Raw genomic sequence first — 17,334 nt, 5'->3', positions numbered from 1 at the left:
TTCGCATGCGCCAGACTCGGAATCCCACGATGCGCAATCACCACACCCTTCGGCCGACCCGTCGACCCCGACGTATAGATCAGATACGCGGGGTGATCAGGCAACAGCTGCGCGGCCCGCTCCAGATCGTCGACATCCGCCTCCGACCACTGCGCCAACTCCGCCTCGACCGCGGACTCGTCCAGCACCAGGACCGTCCGGTCGCCCGCGGGCAGCCGATCCGCCACCGCCGAGACCGTCAGCACCAGCGCCGGTGCGGCATCCTCCAGCATGTAGGCGATCCGGTCGGCCGGATACTCGGGATCCACCGGCAGATACGCCGCCCCCGACTTCAACACCGCCAGCAACGCCACCAGCATCAACTCACTACGCGGCAAAGCCAACGCGACGAACCGCTCCGGACCGGCACCACACGCGATCAGCAACCGCGCCAACCGGTTCGCCCGCGCATTCAACTCCGCATACGACAGCTCCACACCCTCGCATGCCACAGCCACCGCATCCGGCGCCAACCCAACCTGACGCTCGAAGTGCTCGTGGATCAGCCCCTCCGGCACCGGGCGCACCGTGTCGTTCCACCGATGCAGCACCAGCTCGCGCTCATCCGCCGTGACCAGGTCGAACCGGCCTATCCGGTGGTCCGGTTCGGCGGTCACCGCGGTCAGGAAGGCGGCCAGCCGACCGGCGAAGGCGGCCGCCGTCCCCCGGTCGTACAGGTCATCGGCGTAGTCGACGCACCCCTCGATGCCCGCGGGCGCACCGGCTTCGAAGCGCTCCGCCACATCGACCGACAGGTCGAACTTGGCCGCCGAGCGCGCCACCGGCTCCACTGCCACCCGCAGGTCCGGCAGATCGAGTTCGGGCAGCTCGGTGTTCTGGAACGCCAGCATCACCTGGAACAGCGGGTGGCGGCCCATCGAGCGCGGCGGGTTCAGCACCTCGACCAGCCGCTCGAACGGCACGTCCTGGTGCGCGAACGCGGCCAGGTCACCCTGCCGCACCCGCCCCAGCAGCTCCCGGAAGGTCGGGTCGCCCGACACATCGGTGCGCAGCACCAGCGTGTTGACGAAGAACCCGACCGCGTCTTCGAGGGCCTCCTCGCTACGGCCCGCCACCGGGGAGCCGATCGGGATGTCGTCGCCCGCGCCCAGCCGGGCCAGCAGAGCGGCGAGCGCCGCCTGCACCACCATGAACACGCTCACCCCGCACTCGCGGGCCAGCCGCACGATGGCCGCATGCACCCCGGCGGGCACCGCGAACGGCACGCTCCCGCCCGCTCCGCCGGCCGCCGCGGGCCGCAACCGGTCACCCGGCAGCGACACCTCGTCCGGCAGACCGGCCAACGCGCCATGCCAGAACTCGACCTGACGCATCATCAAGCTCTGCGGGTCGCCCTCCTCACCCAGCAGCTCGCGCTGCCACAGCGTGTAGTCCGCGTACTGCACCGGCAGCGGCTCCCAGTCCGGGGCCCCGCCGGCCACCCGCGCCGCGTACGCCATCGAGACATCGCGCGCCAACGGCGCCAACGACCAGCCGTCACCCGCCACATGGTGCAGCACCAGCAGCAGCACATGGGTGTCCCCGGCGAGCGAGAACAGCACCGGTCGCAGCGGCAGTTCACCGGTCAGGTCGAAGGCGTACTCCGCCTCGGCAGCCAGCCGCTTCCCCAACTCCTCTTCGGTGCAGTCCTGTTCGTCCAGCACGAGCGCCACCCGCGCCATCGGCAGGATGCGCTGACGCGGCTCGCCGTCGCGCTCGGGGAAGACCGTGCGCAGGCTCTCGTGCCGCTCCACCACATCGTCCAGCGCCGCGATCAGCGCGGAGCGGTCCAGCTTTCCGGTCAGCCGCAGCGCCAACGGCATGTTGTAGTGCGCGCCCCCGCCCTCCAGGCGGTTCAGGAACCAGAGCCGGCGCTGTCCGTACGAAAGCGGGATCACTCGTCCTCCTCGGGACGCGGCATCCGGCGCAGCGTGGGGCGCTTGGGGATACCGGACTGTGCGGCGGCGGCCTCGGCGAGGCGCGCCACGGTGGGGTTTTCGAACAGGGCGCTGAGCGGCAGGTCCACCTCGAGCGCGGTACGGATCCGACCGATCACCCGGGCGGCGAGCAGGGAGTGGCCGCCGAGGTGGAAGAAGTCGTCGTCGATGCCGACCCGGTCAACGCCGAGCACCTCGGCGAACAGCCCGCAGAGCAGCTCCTCCTGCGGGGTGCGCGCAGCGCGGCCGGCGGCGGAGGCGGCGAGCTCGGGGCGCGGCAGGGCCTTGCGGTCCAGCTTGCCGCTGGGCGTCAGCGGCCACTGCTCCAGCAGCACGAAGGCGCTCGGCACCCAGCCGGCCGGCAACCGCTCGGCGAGGTAGTGCCTGAGCGTCGGGACCAACTGCTCGGCGCTGTCCGCGACCTGCTCGTTGCCCTCAGCGCCCTGGTCCGCGGGCCGGACGTACGCCGTCAGCCGGGCGTCCTGCGCGGTCACGGCCGCCTGGGCGACGCCGGGGTGGCGGCCCAGCACCGCCTCGATCTCGCCCAGCTCGATCCGCTGCCCGCGGATCTTGACCTGGTGGTCGGTCCGGCCGGCGTAGCGCAGGCAGCCGTCCTGCTCCCAGGCCCCGAGGTCGCCGGTGCGGTACATCCGGGTGCCGGGCGGGCCGTACGGGTCGGCGACGAAACGTTCCGCCGTCAGGCCACGCCGCTCCAGGTAGCCGCGGGCGAGCTGGACGCCGGCCAGGTAGACCTCGCCGACGACGCCCGGGGGCACCGGGCGCAGCGCCGCGTCCAGGACGTGGATCCGGGTGTTCCAGACCGGACGCCCGATCGGCACGGCCTCGGGGGTGCCCTGCGCGGGGCAGCTCCAGTGCGTGACGTCGACCGCCGCCTCGGTGGGCCCGTAGAGGTTGAACAGCGGTGCGGCGCAGACGGCGTGGAAGTCGCCGACCAGCTCGGCGGGCAGCGCCTCGCCGCTGCAGAAGACCCGGCGCAGGCCGGTGCAGGCCTTGGCCTGCGGCTCGTCCACGAAGGCGCGCAGCATCGAGGGCACGAAGTGCGCGGTGGTCACGCCGGCGTCCTGGATCAGCCGGGCCAGCCGGTCGGGCTCGCGGTGCACGCCGGGCGGGGCGACCACCAGGGCCGCACCGCTGATCAGCGGCCAGAAGAACTCCCACACCGACACGTCGAAGCCGGCCGGGGTCTTCTGCAGCACCCGGTCGGTGCCGTCCAGCCGGTACCGGTCCTGCATCCACAGCAGCCGGTTGACGATCGCGCGGTGCTCGACCACGACGCCCTTGGGGCGGCCGGTGGAGCCGGAGGTGTAGATGACGTACGCCGGCGAGCCGCCGTGCGGCCGGCCGAGCGCCGGGTCGGTCGCCGGCCGCACGCGCAGCCGGGCCCGGACCTGCTCGTCGTCGAGGACCAGGGCCGGCAGCCGGGCGGGCACCGCGGCGGCCAGCGCCTGGCTGGTCAGCACGAGCTGCGGTGCGGCGTCGGCGAGGATGTCGGCGGTGCGCGAAGGCGGGTAGTCGGGATCGAGCGGCAGGTAGGCCGCACCGCTCTTCAGCACGGCCAGCAGCGCGAGCACGAGGTCCGGCGAGCGCGGCAGGGCGACGCCGACCGTCGTCTCCGGGCCCGCGCCCAGCTCGGCCAGCAGGTGCGCCAACCGGTTGGCGTCGGCGTTGAGTTCCGCGTACGTGCGGCTGCCGCCCTCGCCGTCCAGGGCCGTCGCGTCGGGGGTGCGGGCGGCCTGCCGCTCGATCAGCGCGGGCAGGGTGGTGTCGGGCACCGGGTGCGCGGTGCTGTTCCAGGTCGTCAGGACCAGCTCGCGTTCCTCGGCCGTGAGCAGGTCCAGCCGGGCGACCGGGCGCTGCGGGTCCGCCGCCATGGCCGGCAGCAGCCGGCGCAGGCGCTGCGCGATCCGCTCCACCGCCGCCCGGTCGAGCAGGTCGGGCCGGTGGTCGAGGGCGATCCGCAGCCGTGTCCCCGGCACCACGAGCAGGCGCAGCGGGTAGTGGGCGCCGTCCCGGACCTGGACGTCGGCGACGGCCGGACCGCCGGGCAGCCGCAGCGCCGCGAGGTCCACGGGGTAGTTCTCGAAGGCCAGCAGGGTGTCGAAGAGGACGCCCTGGCCGGTGACGGTGTGCAGGTCGGTGAGGGCGGTGTGGTGGTAGGGGGTCAGCGCCGCCTGCTCGGCCTGCACGGTCGTGAGCAGCTCGGCCACCGTCTCGTTCCGGTCCAGGCGGACCCGGACCGGGACGGTGTTGACCAGCATCCCGACGATCTCCTCGGCCCCCGCGAGCTCCGCCGGACGGCCGGAGACGGCGGCGCCGAAGAGCACGTCCGATCGGCCGGTGAGGGTGCCCAGCAGGATGCCCCAGGCGCCCTGCACCAGCGAGTTGAGGGTCAGTCCGTGGCCGCGGGCCATGTCGAGCAGCGCCTGCGTCTGCTCGGCGGAGAACTCCAGTTCGACCCGCTCCGGCTGCTCGGCCACGGCGGCGTGCTGCTGCCCGGCCGGGGCCGGCCCCAGCAGCGTGGGCTCCTCGACCCCGGCGAGCGCGGAGCGCCAGGCGTCGAGCGCCTGCTGCCGGTCCTGCCCGCCCAGCCAGCCGAGGAAGTCCCGGTACGGGCGGACCGCGGGTAGCGCGCCGCCCGCGGCGCCCGCAGTGCCCGCAGTGCCCGCAGTGCCACTTGCGCCACTTGCGTACAGCCTGAACAGCTCGCCCATCAGCTGCGCGGTGGACCAGCCGTCCAGCACCAAGTGGTGGTTCATCAGGACCAGCACGTGCCGGTCCTCGGCCAGGCGCAGCAGGCTGAACCGGACCAGCCGGGGCCGGCCGAGGTCGAAGCGGTGGGCCCGGTCGTCGGCGAGCAGCCGCTCCAGCCGCGCCTCGCGCTCCGCCTCGGGCAGCGTGCTCAGGTCCAGCTCCCGCCAGAGCAGCGGGGCCTGGCTCGCCACCACCTGCACCCACTCGCCGGTGGCGCGCTGGCGGAACGCGCTGCGCAGTGCCGGGTGGCGGCGGACCACGGCCTCGGCGGCGGCCCGCAGCGCCGCACCGTCCAGCGGACCGTGCAGCTCGAAGACGAACTGCGCGGTGTAGACGTCGGCCGCGCTCCGGTCGTACAGCGCGTGGAAGAGCAACCCCTCCTGGACGGATGTGACGGGCAGGATGTCCTCGATCGCGTTCGTGCTCACCGGCCGGTCCCCCATGCGTCCTCGTCCTCGTCCTTGTCCGTGGCCTCGTCCGTGTCCTCGCCCCAGCCGGCGCCCCAGCCGTCGCCCCGGGCCGCGTCGGCGGCGAAGTCAGCGGCGAAGTCGGCCTCGAAGCCCTCGATCTCCTCCTGCGCCAGCTCCACCAGCGCCAGGTCGGAGGGGGTGTGCCCGCCCGCCTGTGGCGACTGCCCGTGGCGCACCAGCACCTCCAGCGCCCGCTGCCAGGTGTCGGCCAGGTCCGCCACCTCGTGCTCCTCCAGCAGGGCGCGCGGCCAGCGCCAGCTGACGCTCAACTCGTCGCCGTGCGGCCCCTGCTGGGCGACCGCGTCGATCGAGAGCAGATGGCCGAGCGGCATCAGCGGATCACCGCCGCCGGCGAACGCGCCGTCCTCGACGGCCACCGACCAGTCGGCCCCGGGCGTGAGCCCCGCGGGCGTGCGGCCCTCGGGTGTGCGGCCCTCAGACCTGAGGTCCGCGGGCGTGCGGCCCTCGGGTGTGAGTCCGAGACCGGCGGTGCGGCCGAGGTAGTTGAAGCAGATCTGCGGGGTCGGCGCGGCGGCCAGCAGCGGCCCGGTCCGCGCGTTGAGGTGGCGCAGCAAGCCGTAGCCCAGCCCGTGCCCGGGCACCGCCCGCAGCTGCTCCTTGACCCGCTTGATCAGCGCGCCGGCCGCCGGGCCCGCCGCCCAGGCGCCGGCCGTCTGCGCGGCGTCCTCGACCAACCGCACCGGGTACAGCGAGGTGAACCAGCCGACCGTGCGGGTCAGGTCGGCGCCGTACCGCTCGCCCTCGCGGCCGTGGCCCTCCAGGTCCACCCGGACCGGGCCGTCCGGGCGGCCGTGCCGCTCGCGCCAGTCGGTCACCGCCAGCGCCAGGCCGGCCAGCAGCACCTCGCTGGTGCCGGTGTAGAAGGCCGCCGGCACGGTGGTCAGCAGCGGCTCGGCCAGCTCGGGCGCCAGGGTGCGGGTCAGCCGGGCCTCGGTGGCCACGACATCGCGCGCCGGGTCCGGTCTGCCGCAGCCCAGCAGCGGGTCGTCGCCGGCCTGCGCCTGCTGCCAGTAGGCGAGTTCGTCGACCGTCCCGGGCTGGTCGGCGGCGGCCACCAGGTGCTCGGCCCACTCCTTGAGCGGGGTGCCGACCGGGTCCAGCCGCGGCGCGGCACCGGCGCTCTCCGCATGGTAGGCGGCGAGCAGTTCGGGCACCAGGATCCGCCAGGAGACGCCGTCCACGCAGAGGTGGTGCAGCACCAGCACCAGCCGGCCCGGCAGGTCGGGGCCGCGGTCCAGCCACACCACCCGGACCAGCGCACCGTCCTGCGGCGCCAGCTCGCGCGCGGCCCGCAGCCGGGCCTCGCGCACCGGGCCCGCCATCGCGGCCTCACCGTGGTCGACGTCGGCGGCGTTCTCGACGTCGATGGCGTTCTCGACGTCGGCGGCGTTCTCGACGTCGGCGGCGTTCTCGACGTCGGCGGCGTTCTCGACGTCGACCCGGGTCACGCACGCCTTGCCGGACACCTCGCCGCGCGGGGCGACCGACAGCTGCCAGCTACCGTCCCGGTCGGCCGGGGCCAGCCTCAGCCGCAGCGCGTCGTGCCGGTCCAGCAGGTACTGCACCGCCCGGTGCAGCGTCGGCTCGTCCAGACCGGCCGGGCTGCGCAGCACCACGGACTGGTGGTAGCCGTCGATCGGCCCGCCGAGGGCGCGCAGGTGGTGGACGATCGGGGTGGCCGGGACCGGGCCGACGCCGGCATCCGGGTCGCGCTCCTGGGCAGGCTCGGCCTGCTCGGTGCGGCAGACCCGGGCCAGCGCGGCCGGCGTGCGGTGGTCGAAGACCTCCCGGGGCGTGAACACCAGGCCGGCCCGCCGGGCTCGCCCTGCCAGCTGGATCGCCATGATGCTGTCCCCGCCGAGCTCGAAGAACCCGGCGTCCGTGCCCACCGAGGCGAGGCCGAGGATCTCGGCGAAGAGCGCGCACAGCGTCGCCTCGGCCGCACTGGCCGGGGCCTGCCCGGCCACCTCCAGCGCGCCGAAGTCCGGTGCGGGCAGCGCCCGTCGGTCCACCTTGCCGTTGCCGGTCAACGGCAGCGCGTCGAGCCCTACGAAGGCCGCGGGCACCATGTAACTCGGCAGGGTGGCGGCCGCGTGGGCCCGCAGTGCCTGCTCGGGGGTCTGCGCCACCACATAGGCGACGATGCGCTTGTCCCCGCGCGGCCCGGTGCGGATGTCCACCGCCACCTGGCCGACACCGGGGCAGTCGGCCAGCGCGGACTCGATCTCGCCCGGCTCGATCCGGAAGCCGCGGATCTTCACCTGGTCGTCGCTGCGGCCGACGAACTCCAGCTCCCCGCCGCTGTTCCAGCGCACCACGTCCCCGGTGCGGTACATCCGCGAACCGTCGCCGGCGAACGGGTCCGCCACGAAGCGCTCGGCCGTGCGGCCCGGGTGCCGGACGTAGCCGCGCGCCAGTCCGATGCCGCCGGCGTACAACTCGCCGACGCTGCCCGCCGGGACCGGCCGCAGCCGCTCGTCCAGCACGTAGCAGCGCATCCCCTGGAACGGCCGGCCGATCGGCACCGGGTCGGGCACCGGGTCGGCGGCGGCCAGCCGGTGGTAGGTGATGAAGGTCGTCGCCTCGGTGGGGCCGTAGCCGTCGACGATCACCAGCGCCGGGCAGGCCTCGCGCAGCCGGCGTACCGTCGCGGCGGGCACCACGTCGCCGCCCGCCCAGAGCTCCCGGAGCCCGGCCAGGCACCCCGGGTCCTCCTCGGCGACCAGCCGCAGCAGCCCGGCGGTGAGCCAGAGCGCGGTCACCCGGTGCCGGTCGAGCACGGCGCCGAGGGTGGGTATGTCCAGTTCGCCGGGCGGCGCGACGACGACCTGACCGCCGTTCAGCAGCGGCACCCACACCTCGTAGGTCGCCAGGTCGAAGGCCGCGGGCGAGTGGAACAGCACCCGCCGGTGCGCCTCGCCGTCCCAGACCTGGTCCAGCGCCAGCCCCAGGATGTCCTCGTGCGTGATGGCGACGCCCTTGGGCGTGCCGGTGGAGCCGGAGGTGTACATCACGTACGCCAGCTGCGCCGGTGCGCAGGTCACGGCCGGATCGGTCGCCGGGCCGTCCTGCCAGGTCCCCGGAGCGTCGACCGGGACCGCGGGCAGCTCCAGCCGCTCGGCGAGCTCCCGGGTGGCGGCGTCGCAGAGCACCAGCAGCGCGCCGCTGTCGCGCGCCGTGCTCCGCAGCCGCTGCACCGGGTGCCGGATGTCCAGCGGCAGGTAGACGCCGCCCGCCTTGATCACGGCCAGCATCGAGACCACCAGGTCCGGGGTCCGCTCCTGGAGCAGCACCACGGGCGTCTCGGCCGTCACCCCCGAGGCGAGCAGCCGGTGCGCCAGGCGGTTGGCCCGCTGGTCCAGCTCCCGGTAGCTGTACCGGACACCGTCCGCGCTCAGCGCGGTCGCCTCCGGCGTGCGCGCCACCTGGGCGGCGAACCGCCCGGTGAGCGTGGTCGCCGTCGGATCCTCGCGGTGCGGGGTCGCCCTGCCCTGGACCAGCACCCAGCGGCGCTCGGCCGGCATCAGCAACTCGGTGCGGCCGACCGTCCGTTCGGGGTCCGCCGCGGCCGTGCACAGGAAGGCGGAGATCCGCTGCTGGTGACCGGCCACCTCATCGGCCGGGTAGCGCGACGCGTTGGCCTCGACCTCCACCATCAGGCCCTCGGTGCCATGGTCCTGGAACAGCACGGACAGGTCGTCGACCGGCCCGGCCAGGTAGATCTGGGTGCCGGTGGCGGCGCCGAAGCGCAGCCCGCTGCCGGCCGGCAGGACGTTGACCTGGGTCGCGAACAGGCTCTCGCTACCACTCAGTCCCTCGGCACGGCTCAGATCGGCGCGCATGTCCTGGTGGAGGTAGCGCTGGTGGCGCAGCGCCCGCTTCATCTCGGCCGCGGCCTGGTGCGCCAGGTCGGTCCAGCGCAGGTCCGCGCCGACCTCCAGGCGCAGCGGCACGATGTTGGACACCATGCCGGGGGTGGCGCGCAGCACCGCGTTGCTCCGCGCGGTCACCGGCAGGCCGAGCACCACGCTCGACTCGCCGGTCATCCGCTGGGTGTAGGCGGCGACCGCGGCGACCGCCAGCGCGGGCAGGGCGGTCCTGGCCCGGCGGGCCGCGGCGCGCACGGTGTCCGTCTGCGCGGCGCCGATCCGCCCCACCCGCCGCGTGGCACTGGCCGCGCCACCCGTGTACGTCGAACCGCTCGGCCGGGCGGAGAGCGTGGCAGGCCGGGGCAGGTCGCTCAAGTGCGCCTGCCAGTAGGCCCGGTCCTCCTCGAAGCGCTCCGAGGCCCGGTAGGCGGCGTCCTGCTCCAGCAGTTGGCCGAGGGTGCCGAAGGAGTGGGCAGCGGGCTCCTCACCGCGCTCCAGCGCGGTGTAGAGCTCCGCGATCCGGGTGCTCACCAGGGAGCCGCTGAAGCCGTCCGTGATGATGTGGTGGCCGCCCACGTAGAGGAAGTGCCAGTCGGGCGCGAGCCGGAGCACGACGGTGCGAAACAGCGGCCCGGCCAGCAGGTCGACCGGCCGCTCGACCGCCTCGCGCATCCAGCGCTCGGCGGCCTCCCGCGGCAGCCGCTCACCACTCAGGTCGACCGAGTCCAGGGGGCGGACCGGTCCGTCATGCCGCACTTGCAGCGCGCTGACCCCGTCCGGCCGCAGCCGCACGTGCGCGGTCTCCACCTCACCAACCAGTCGGCGCACCGCCCGGTCGAGCACCGAGAGCGTCAACGGCCCCCGGATATCGGTGTACTGGGCCACGTTGTAGGCACTGCTCTGCGGATCCAGCTGTTGGGCCAGCCAGATTCCGTGCTGTGCTCGGGAAAGCGGCACCAGGGCCGACTCATGCGCAGGCATGGCTTTTCTTACACCCCATTGGTTCGGCGAATCGGCGAATCCGCGACATCGGGAGACCCCGGTCGGACATCGGGAAACCGCGGGTCAGGAGAGCGCGTCCATCAGGACCGCGCATCCATCACGACCGCGCATCCATCACGACCGCGCATCCATCTCGCGGACCAGGCTGAGCGGACGCATGTCGGTCCAGTGCTCCTCGACATGAGCGAGGCACGCCCCGCGCGACGACGGTCCGAACCGCGCCGTCCAGCCGGCCGGCACCTCGATCACCGCAGGCCAGAGCGAGTGCTGTCCCTCGTCGTTGACCAGAACGCAGTACTGGGCGTCGTCGTTCTCAAACGGATTGGTCATGCTTCACCTTTTCGTCTTCTGCCGGCAGGAATCAGGAATGCGGCAGCGCCGCGCACTCGGCGGCAGGAAGGAATCCGAAGAGTCCGCGGAACCGACCGGCACAGTGCGCACGACGCCGGCCCGCCAACCCCCCTCGAATGCCCACGACCTCACATCAACCCCCCAGTTGACGTCACATCAGCAGTCGTGCGGCACTTTCAACCTAGGAGCCCGCCAACGGACCTGTCAATGCGCGAAAGATCATGAAACAGCCGCCGAACGCGCCCCCGCGAGACCCCCCGGACGCGGGCAGCACGCAGCACCCCGCGGACATCCGCAGGGTCAGCGCCGGACACACCGACGCACGAACGTCGCGACTACCGAACCGGTCTTCGCCGACCGCCCGCGCCACCGCCCACGCCGACCACCCCGGAGCCCACCTCGCCCACCCGCACCCGACCCACCCACAGCCGTCGGACAGACCGGAAACCGACCTGCTCGTGCAAGGCCTCACACTCCCCCACTGGGCGGGACCCACCCCACACCAGGGACAGGCCGGCGACTCCCACGCCGCTCAACAACTAAGAACGCGCCGTACCTGACGTTTGGTTACACCGATCCGTGATCTTTCAGAAGCGGAACGGTGACCTCCTGATCCCACACGCCGCCCCGACGCTCCCGGGAGTGATCGCACCTACCCGCCATCCCCGCCGCTCCCATGCCCGATCCCCCTGCACGCGGCGCGGTCGCCGACAGCGTGTACTCGGTCATGATCGCGAGCGCGGCCCACGGGATCAGCCATGGGACGAGAGGCGGCGGCGCAACCACTGGAGTAATCCCCAGCTCCGACTTCGAGCACCTTGGGGACGTCCGGAGCCAGAGCGGGCGGCCAGCTCCTCAGCATCCACGTTGGGGCTGTCACCGCAGACCGGTACGCCCGGCACACCTCGCACGGGAGACCTACCCCTCCCCTGTGCACGACAGGGATCAGCCCCTGACGCACCCCCCGACCAACACCACAACCATCCCGCCCCGGCTGCCCCGAGACCCAACCGTACGAACCGAGCGATTGGCAACAGCCGACCGAAAGACCGCCCCACCCCCGGGCCCGGCCAACATCCTTGGCAACGATTGCGTGTCAGGATCGCCTCTGATCCGCATAGAGTGGGATCGCCCTCCCGACCAACCGACGCCGACTGGCGACGTCAAACATTCAAGAGGCCCCGCCGGAATTAAATCCGGCGAGACCTCCTAACAGCCGCAGATCAACAACAATCTCATTAGCCCTACTCTTGCCAGATCTCAAGATCACGCGGCGCCTTTGCGGCGAGAAGGCTCATAATCGGAGCCCGGCCGACAGAGTTCAGCGCCTCACGGCGCACCCACGACCTCCGGCACTCAGCAGCCCCTTCCCCCTGGAGCAAGGAGCAGAACTCGTCGTGATCAAGGAGCTTCTCGACCACGCCCTCCGTGACGTCGCGGAGCCGACCTCTGAGCCCGACGACGGCGACGACCCACCACTTTGTGCAGCACCCGTCCATTGACCTTGCCGTCAGGTACTGCCGTCAAGATGACCAGAAGGACCTCGCCGAAACGTTCGACGAGGCCCTTCCCTTGTGGCTCACCTGGCCAATTCGCGGCATTTTAACAGAGCGTCCGCACCAATGACGCGCCGATCACGATGCGGGCCGAGAGATGACATCTCGACTCAGGGCCTGTCAGTCAATTAGATTGAACCTCTGCAGGAGGAGGCACCAACGCTCGTCGATGACCTCCACATCGACAATCGGTTTCATGCTGGGGTCAAAATACTCCAACATGTTCCGCGATTCGATGAACGAGATTCCAAGCTCCTCCTGGAACATTCTGAGGAACTCAAGCGGCGTAAGAGCCTGTGACCCTCGCCGAGAGAGGAATTCGAGCAATTCCAAAAAAGTTGCGCCCTCAGCCACAAGGTCTCGCAGCGCGACTTCACCAGACAAGACACTCACCTGTCCTACAGGTTGAGACCCGGAACATGCGCAGGCGCCACCGAGCGCGAAAGCAAGGGCAGCGCCCCCAGGTAAGCAGGCGCACCTTCGAGCACAGCACTCGCATCCATGACATGCCTGTCAAGTAAGCGATTTCTCAGTCTCGATGCGCATAGAAATACAGCGCATAGCTGTCACCGTTTCGCTCGCCCAGAGCGACATGATATCGCCGGAGGCCACCCTTGATTTCGCCCTGAGCACCGAGCAGGCCCGGCGCAAAGTAGGGAAGACTGGCGATCGATCATCCCCGCTCCACAGCTGAGGCCACTCCGGCAGCGCCCCCTATCCAGAGCCACAGCTGACGTCAACCTGCAAAAGTTCCAGGCTCCCGTCAGCCACTGCAGCCTGCTGCCGAGTCGTTAATCCCAATCCATCAGTCGACACCAAACCGCGGCGAAAGGTCTCTACCACGACTCCACACTGATCCGGACCTGATCCGATAGCGGCAGCTTCGAATGCATCCCCGCTCTGGGTGGCAATTCCGAGATCACTGTTACTGGATTGGCGCAACGAAAGCCCGGGAGCCGACACGATGGATGTCAGTGCCCCACTGGACCCTGATCCGATGAAAATGCCTGTGGCAGAGGAGCTTCCAGGATCGACCCGGCCATGAGTCGACACCAGAGTGAAGTGTGAGATTGACACCTTGTCCAGGTAATTATCTGCCGCGGTTGGACCATAGATAGTATAGGCCCAGTACCCAAGGCCACCAAGGCCTACAGTGACATATACTGCGGAGGCCAGGATGATCAGTCGCCGTCGACGCCTCGACACTAGGAATTCACCCCTCTGTTATCATCTTCATATCCCCGAAAGATGGCCTGCGCCTGGCCAACCCAACCGGTCATACTCTCTATGTAGTCGGTTGCCCTCGGACCGAACTGACCATTTGGCACAACACTACCACGGTAGTTACTCTCCCCGGCATTGTACAAACCCTCTGCGATCTGCGCCGGGCTATAGTCGCGACTTATCTTGACTGGCGCACTCTGGATGTATTTCGCGCGAAGATATTTAACGTAGTATGCAGTCACCTTGATAGCCAGGCTGTCATCAAGGGAGAGGTCGGACCATTTCTCCCCGCCGAACTGATCAGGGAAGTTCTTCCGTACCGTACCAAATATGTCTGGCTTCACATTGGTGACACCGAGGGACGCTCCGCCATTCGGCCAGACCTTTAGCTTTGTGCCGACAATACCAGCCAGCTCCCAGCTCTGATACGAGTAGGATTCCTCGCCTACATATTCCATTTTTCCCGACGTCTCCTTCATCGCAAATGCCAACAGGAGAGCAGGGTCGACGTCAGCCTCTTCTCCGTACTTTTTGGACGGCGCCAGCCACTTCCTGACAGAGTCCGGCTTCACAAGAGAGGCATGGCATTCAAATCCACACTTTTCGTTACTGTACTGCGGTTGCGATTGCGGTTGCGGCCGCGTGTCGTCATCGAGCGCTGGAGCAGATTCAACAAAATTCGGGTTGGAGCGGATCGTGTTGACGCTGTCCTGGAGCTTCGAGGCAATTCCTGCCTCGGTTCCGGTGTCGGGGTCCCAAGCCTTCAGGCCGGTCGGGTCCTCAAGATTGACAGGGGCATTGTTGCTGTAGGCGTAGCCGTTCCGCTGCTGTGGGTCGGTGGTTGAGAGTATCGGGTCAGCGCTGAGGAAGCGCCCCGTGCTCGGCTGGTACTCCCGTGCCCCCAGGTTGGTCAGGCCCGTCGTCGTGTCCTTGACCCCGCCCACGAAGCCGCGGTCGCCGGCCCAGTTGCTGGTGTCGGTGTTCGTCGCCCGCGGGTTGCCGAAGGGGTCGACGGGGTTGCGGGTCTGGAACAGGGAGGTGGCGTCGAGGGAGAGGGTGTTGGTGCCGTGCTGGTCGGCGATCTCGTAGGTGTTGGCGGTGGCGGTGCGGACCATGCTCACGCCACCGGGCATGGAGTAGTAGCGGGTGCCGGTGAGGGTCTTGGTGGCCTGGGTGTAGGTCAGTTCGTCGTTGGTGTCGCCCAGGATGACGGTGGTCTTGTCCGGGCTGCGGCGCAGCAGCAGGTTGCCGTCGGCGTCGTAGAGGTAGGTGGTGGTCTGGCCGGCCTGGGTCTGGGAGGCGAGCTTGCCCTCCGCGTCCCAGGTCAGGGTGACGCCGTTGCCGTTGGCGGTGGCGTTGTCCGTGCCGTTCCAGGTGGAGGTGCTCCAGAGGGGGTTCTGGTTCGGGTTCTGCGACGACTTGTAGACGACCAGGTTGCCGTCGTCCTGGAGAGCCAGGTAGGCGCCGTTGTTGCCCCAGGTCACGGAGGACCAGAGGGCGTTGTGGTTGGTGTCGTAGATGACGAAGTTGCCGTCGGGCTGCATGGTGGCCCAGGCGCCGGAGTGGCCGTTGGTGTGGCTGCTCCAGGTCACCGCGCCGGTGCGCAGGGAGACCAGGACGAGGTTGCCGTCGGGCTGCATCGACAGTCGGGAACTGTTGGAGGCGATGCTCTGGCCGGAGCCGAGGACCGCGCCGCCTGCCAGGGTGCGGACGCCCGAGGGGGTGACGGTCTTCGTGGTGTTGCCCGCGGCGTCGTACTGGTCGTTCCCCGCCGGAGAGGCAGCGCCGTGACCGTGTTCTGGCTGCTCGTCAGGGCGTGCGGGCCGCCGTTGCCGTTGCCGTTGCCGTTGTTCACGGTGCCGGCAGCGGAGAAGGACTGGTTGGTGGTGAGGTCCTTGCTGGTGTCACCGCCGGTGTCGTGCTGGACCAGCTGGGTGCGGTTGCCGGTGAGGTCGTAGCTGTAGGACTGCCAGTAGGCGGACGGTCCGCCCACCGTGGTGCGGTTGGGTACCTGGGCGCCGCTGGTGGGGGTGCTGTTGTTGCACGCGCCAAGTGATCCGACCGAGGGCTGCGGAGTCATGTTGACTCCCCCCGTGTCCGACCATGCCGTGGTGAGGCGCCCCAGGTGGTCGTAACTGAAGCACTGGTTGTCCGTCGAGGCCGGGGTGTTGTTCGGGATCGAGAGGATCGAGGTGACCTGACCCACCTGGTTGTAGGCGTAGCGGGTCTGCTGCACCGCGCCGGTCGGGTTCGGCTGGGCGTCGACGAACTGGTAGACCTGACGGCCGGTCGGCTCGTCGTAGGAGTTCGTCACCACGATCTCGGTGCCCCACGGGTTCACGGTGGTGCGGATCGGGCGGCCGTAGGCGTCATAGGCGGTGGCCTTGTCGTATTCCCACTGCGTGCCGTACTCCTGCCCGTAGCTGGTCATCAGCCCGCGCGGGGTGTAGCCAGCACCACCCTCAAGACGGAAGCCCGCATGATCGAGCGTCAGGGCGGGGCCGGGCAGGATCGTGCCCGTGAACACTACCTCGAACCGCAAGCGCCGTATCAGCGCTGTCGCAATCCTGGGTCTCGCCGCATCAGTGGCCGCGACCGGCACCGGACTCGCCGCCACGACCCCGCCGTCCACCGTGCACGCGACCGCCGCCACAGCTGCCGCCGCGCCCCCGCGGTCCTTCCAGGGCACGCTCCCCGCGCCGACCGGCCCCTACGCCGCCGGCGAGGACGTCATCCACCTCACCGACGCGAGCCGTCCCGACCCGTGGGTGCCGTCGTCCGGCCCCCGCCAACTGACCGTCACGATGGTCTACCCGGCCGTCCCGGGGACCGGGACTCCGGCCCCTTACATGACCCTCGCCGAGGCAGCCGGACACATCCAGCACGTGAAGATACCGGCGAGCTCCGGCATCACCCCGCAGAACCTTTCCAGCGTCACCACTCACGCCTTCGACCGCGCGCGGCCGCAGAGGGGCAAGTATCCGCTGGTGGTCCTCTCACCCGGGTTCGGGGACCCGCGCATGGTGCTCACCTCGCTCGCGACCGACCTGGCCAGTCACGGCTACGTCGTCGCGCTCGTCGGCCACACCCACGAGGACAGCGGCGAGACGCTGGCGAACGGCCAGACGCCGCCGTGCGCGATCTGCGATGACCCGAACTTCGACATGGACACGGTCGCCGCCAGCCGCGCGCTGGACGTGTCCTTCGTGATCGACCAGTTGACGCATGGCAATACCGCGTGGCGCCTGGCACACCTCATCGACAAGCACGAGATCGGCATGGCCGGACACTCCATCGGCGGAGCGGCGGCCGCCACCACGATGATCGCCGACCCGCGAGTTCTGGCCGGAGTGAACATGGACGGCAGCTTCGACCCGGCCCCGATGCCCGGCCAGATCAACCGGCCGTTCCTCATGCTGGGTGCGGCCGCCTACCACTCGGCCGGCGGTGGCGACAACTGGGGGCAGGCCTGGGCCGCCCTCGGCGGCTACAAGAAGTGGCTGGCGGTCGCAGGCGCCAACCACCCCAGCTTCACCGACGTGGACCTGCTCGAGGAGGAGGCCGGGTTCCCGACGCCGCCCCTCGACCCCGAACATGGAATCGTGATCACGCGTGAGTACGTGACGGCGTTCTTCGATCAGACGCTGAAGGGGATCCACAGTCCGCTGCTGGACGGCCCCTCGCCGAACAATCCGGAAGTACTCTTCCAGCACTAGCTAGTACTCCAGCTGTAGATCTTGATCACGCCTGTTGGAGGGCCTGACGTTGGTAGTGGCTGCTCCGTGCACGGGCCTGGTGTCGTCGACGCCGGCATGACCAACTGAGCCAGTGCGCCAGGCCGTGTGGTTGCGGTGCGGCGAAGGCGGTGAAGAGACGTTGGATCTCGCCGCAGGTCAGCGGGGCGAGCCCTGGCGGCGTGGTCACGGTGGTCCGTTCGATGGCGGCCGTGACCACGAGGAATGCGTGCGCGAGCATGGCCGGCGTGGTCCCGCGATGCCAGGAGGTCCAGCGGCGGACTCCGTCGCGTCCCAGGACGCGCGGCTGAGCAGGTGCTGCACACCGGCCGGACTGCTGTCACCGGCATGCTCCGCGA

Annotated in this window: 8 protein-coding genes; 1 reads left to right on the top strand and 7 read right to left on the bottom strand. The window is 70.3% G+C overall.

What is annotated here, in order from left to right; translation table 11 throughout:
- The 7 genes from ACFZB9_RS28495 to ACFZB9_RS28465 all read right to left on the bottom strand — a co-directional run.
- A partial coding sequence (locus ACFZB9_RS28495) for a condensation domain-containing protein (RefSeq protein WP_391451827.1) occupies window positions 1-1,937 on the bottom strand: 1,937 nt, incomplete at its 3' end.
- Window positions 1,934-5,176, bottom strand: coding sequence for an amino acid adenylation domain-containing protein (locus tag ACFZB9_RS28490; protein ID WP_391451825.1), 3,243 nt, complete (start codon window positions 5,174-5,176; stop codon window positions 1,934-1,936). The genes ACFZB9_RS28495 and ACFZB9_RS28490, both read right to left, overlap by 4 nt.
- Complete coding sequence (locus tag ACFZB9_RS28485) at window positions 5,173-10,089, bottom strand: amino acid adenylation domain-containing protein (protein WP_391451823.1); 4,917 nt, start codon at window positions 10,087-10,089, stop codon at window positions 5,173-5,175. The genes ACFZB9_RS28490 and ACFZB9_RS28485 overlap by 4 nt, the downstream gene beginning before the upstream one ends.
- Before the next feature lie 135 nt (window positions 10,090-10,224).
- On the bottom strand, window positions 10,225-10,440 hold the full coding sequence (locus tag ACFZB9_RS28480; protein ID WP_391451821.1) for an MbtH family protein: 216 nt from the start codon (window positions 10,438-10,440) through the stop codon (window positions 10,225-10,227).
- 1,697 nt (window positions 10,441-12,137) lie between these two features.
- Window positions 12,138-12,401: a hypothetical protein gene (locus ACFZB9_RS28475; protein WP_391451819.1), complete on the bottom strand. Its 264-nt coding sequence runs from the start codon at window positions 12,399-12,401 to the stop codon at window positions 12,138-12,140.
- Between the two features lie 821 nt (window positions 12,402-13,222).
- A complete protein-coding gene (locus tag ACFZB9_RS28470) occupies window positions 13,223-14,881 on the bottom strand; it encodes an RHS repeat-associated core domain-containing protein (protein WP_391451818.1) in 1,659 nt (552 codons plus the stop codon).
- Window positions 14,830-15,783: a hypothetical protein gene (locus ACFZB9_RS28465; protein WP_391451816.1), complete on the bottom strand. Its 954-nt coding sequence runs from the start codon at window positions 15,781-15,783 to the stop codon at window positions 14,830-14,832. Before ACFZB9_RS28465 ends, ACFZB9_RS28470 begins: the two co-directional genes overlap by 52 nt.
- Here ACFZB9_RS28465 and ACFZB9_RS28460 point away from each other — a divergent pair.
- Entirely contained in the window at window positions 15,761-16,957 is a 1,197-nt protein-coding gene (locus ACFZB9_RS28460; RefSeq protein WP_391451814.1) for an alpha/beta hydrolase family protein, read from the top strand. The two genes, ACFZB9_RS28465 and ACFZB9_RS28460, sit on opposite strands and share 23 nt — an antisense overlap.
- Window positions 16,958-17,334: the final 377 nt, after the last annotated feature.

Origin of the sequence: Kitasatospora sp. NPDC008050 (assembly GCF_042957465.1) — a bacterium.
Lineage (GTDB): Bacteria > Actinomycetota > Actinomycetes > Streptomycetales > Streptomycetaceae > Kitasatospora.
This window is presented reverse-complemented; position numbering and strand designations above follow the sequence as displayed.

What these genes read in the sequence shown, in the direction of transcription:
- ACFZB9_RS28485 (WP_391451823.1), bottom strand. Translation starts at nt 10,089, where the DNA reads ATGCCTGCGCATGAGTCGGCCCTGGTGCCGCTTTCCCGAGCACAGCAC.
- ACFZB9_RS28480 (WP_391451821.1), bottom strand. Translation starts at nt 10,440, where the DNA reads ATGACCAATCCGTTTGAGAACGACGACGCCCAGTACTGCGTTCTGGTC.
- ACFZB9_RS28470 (WP_391451818.1), bottom strand. Translation starts at nt 14,881, where the DNA reads ATGCAGCCCGACGGCAACCTCGTCCTGGTCTCCCTGCGCACCGGCGCG.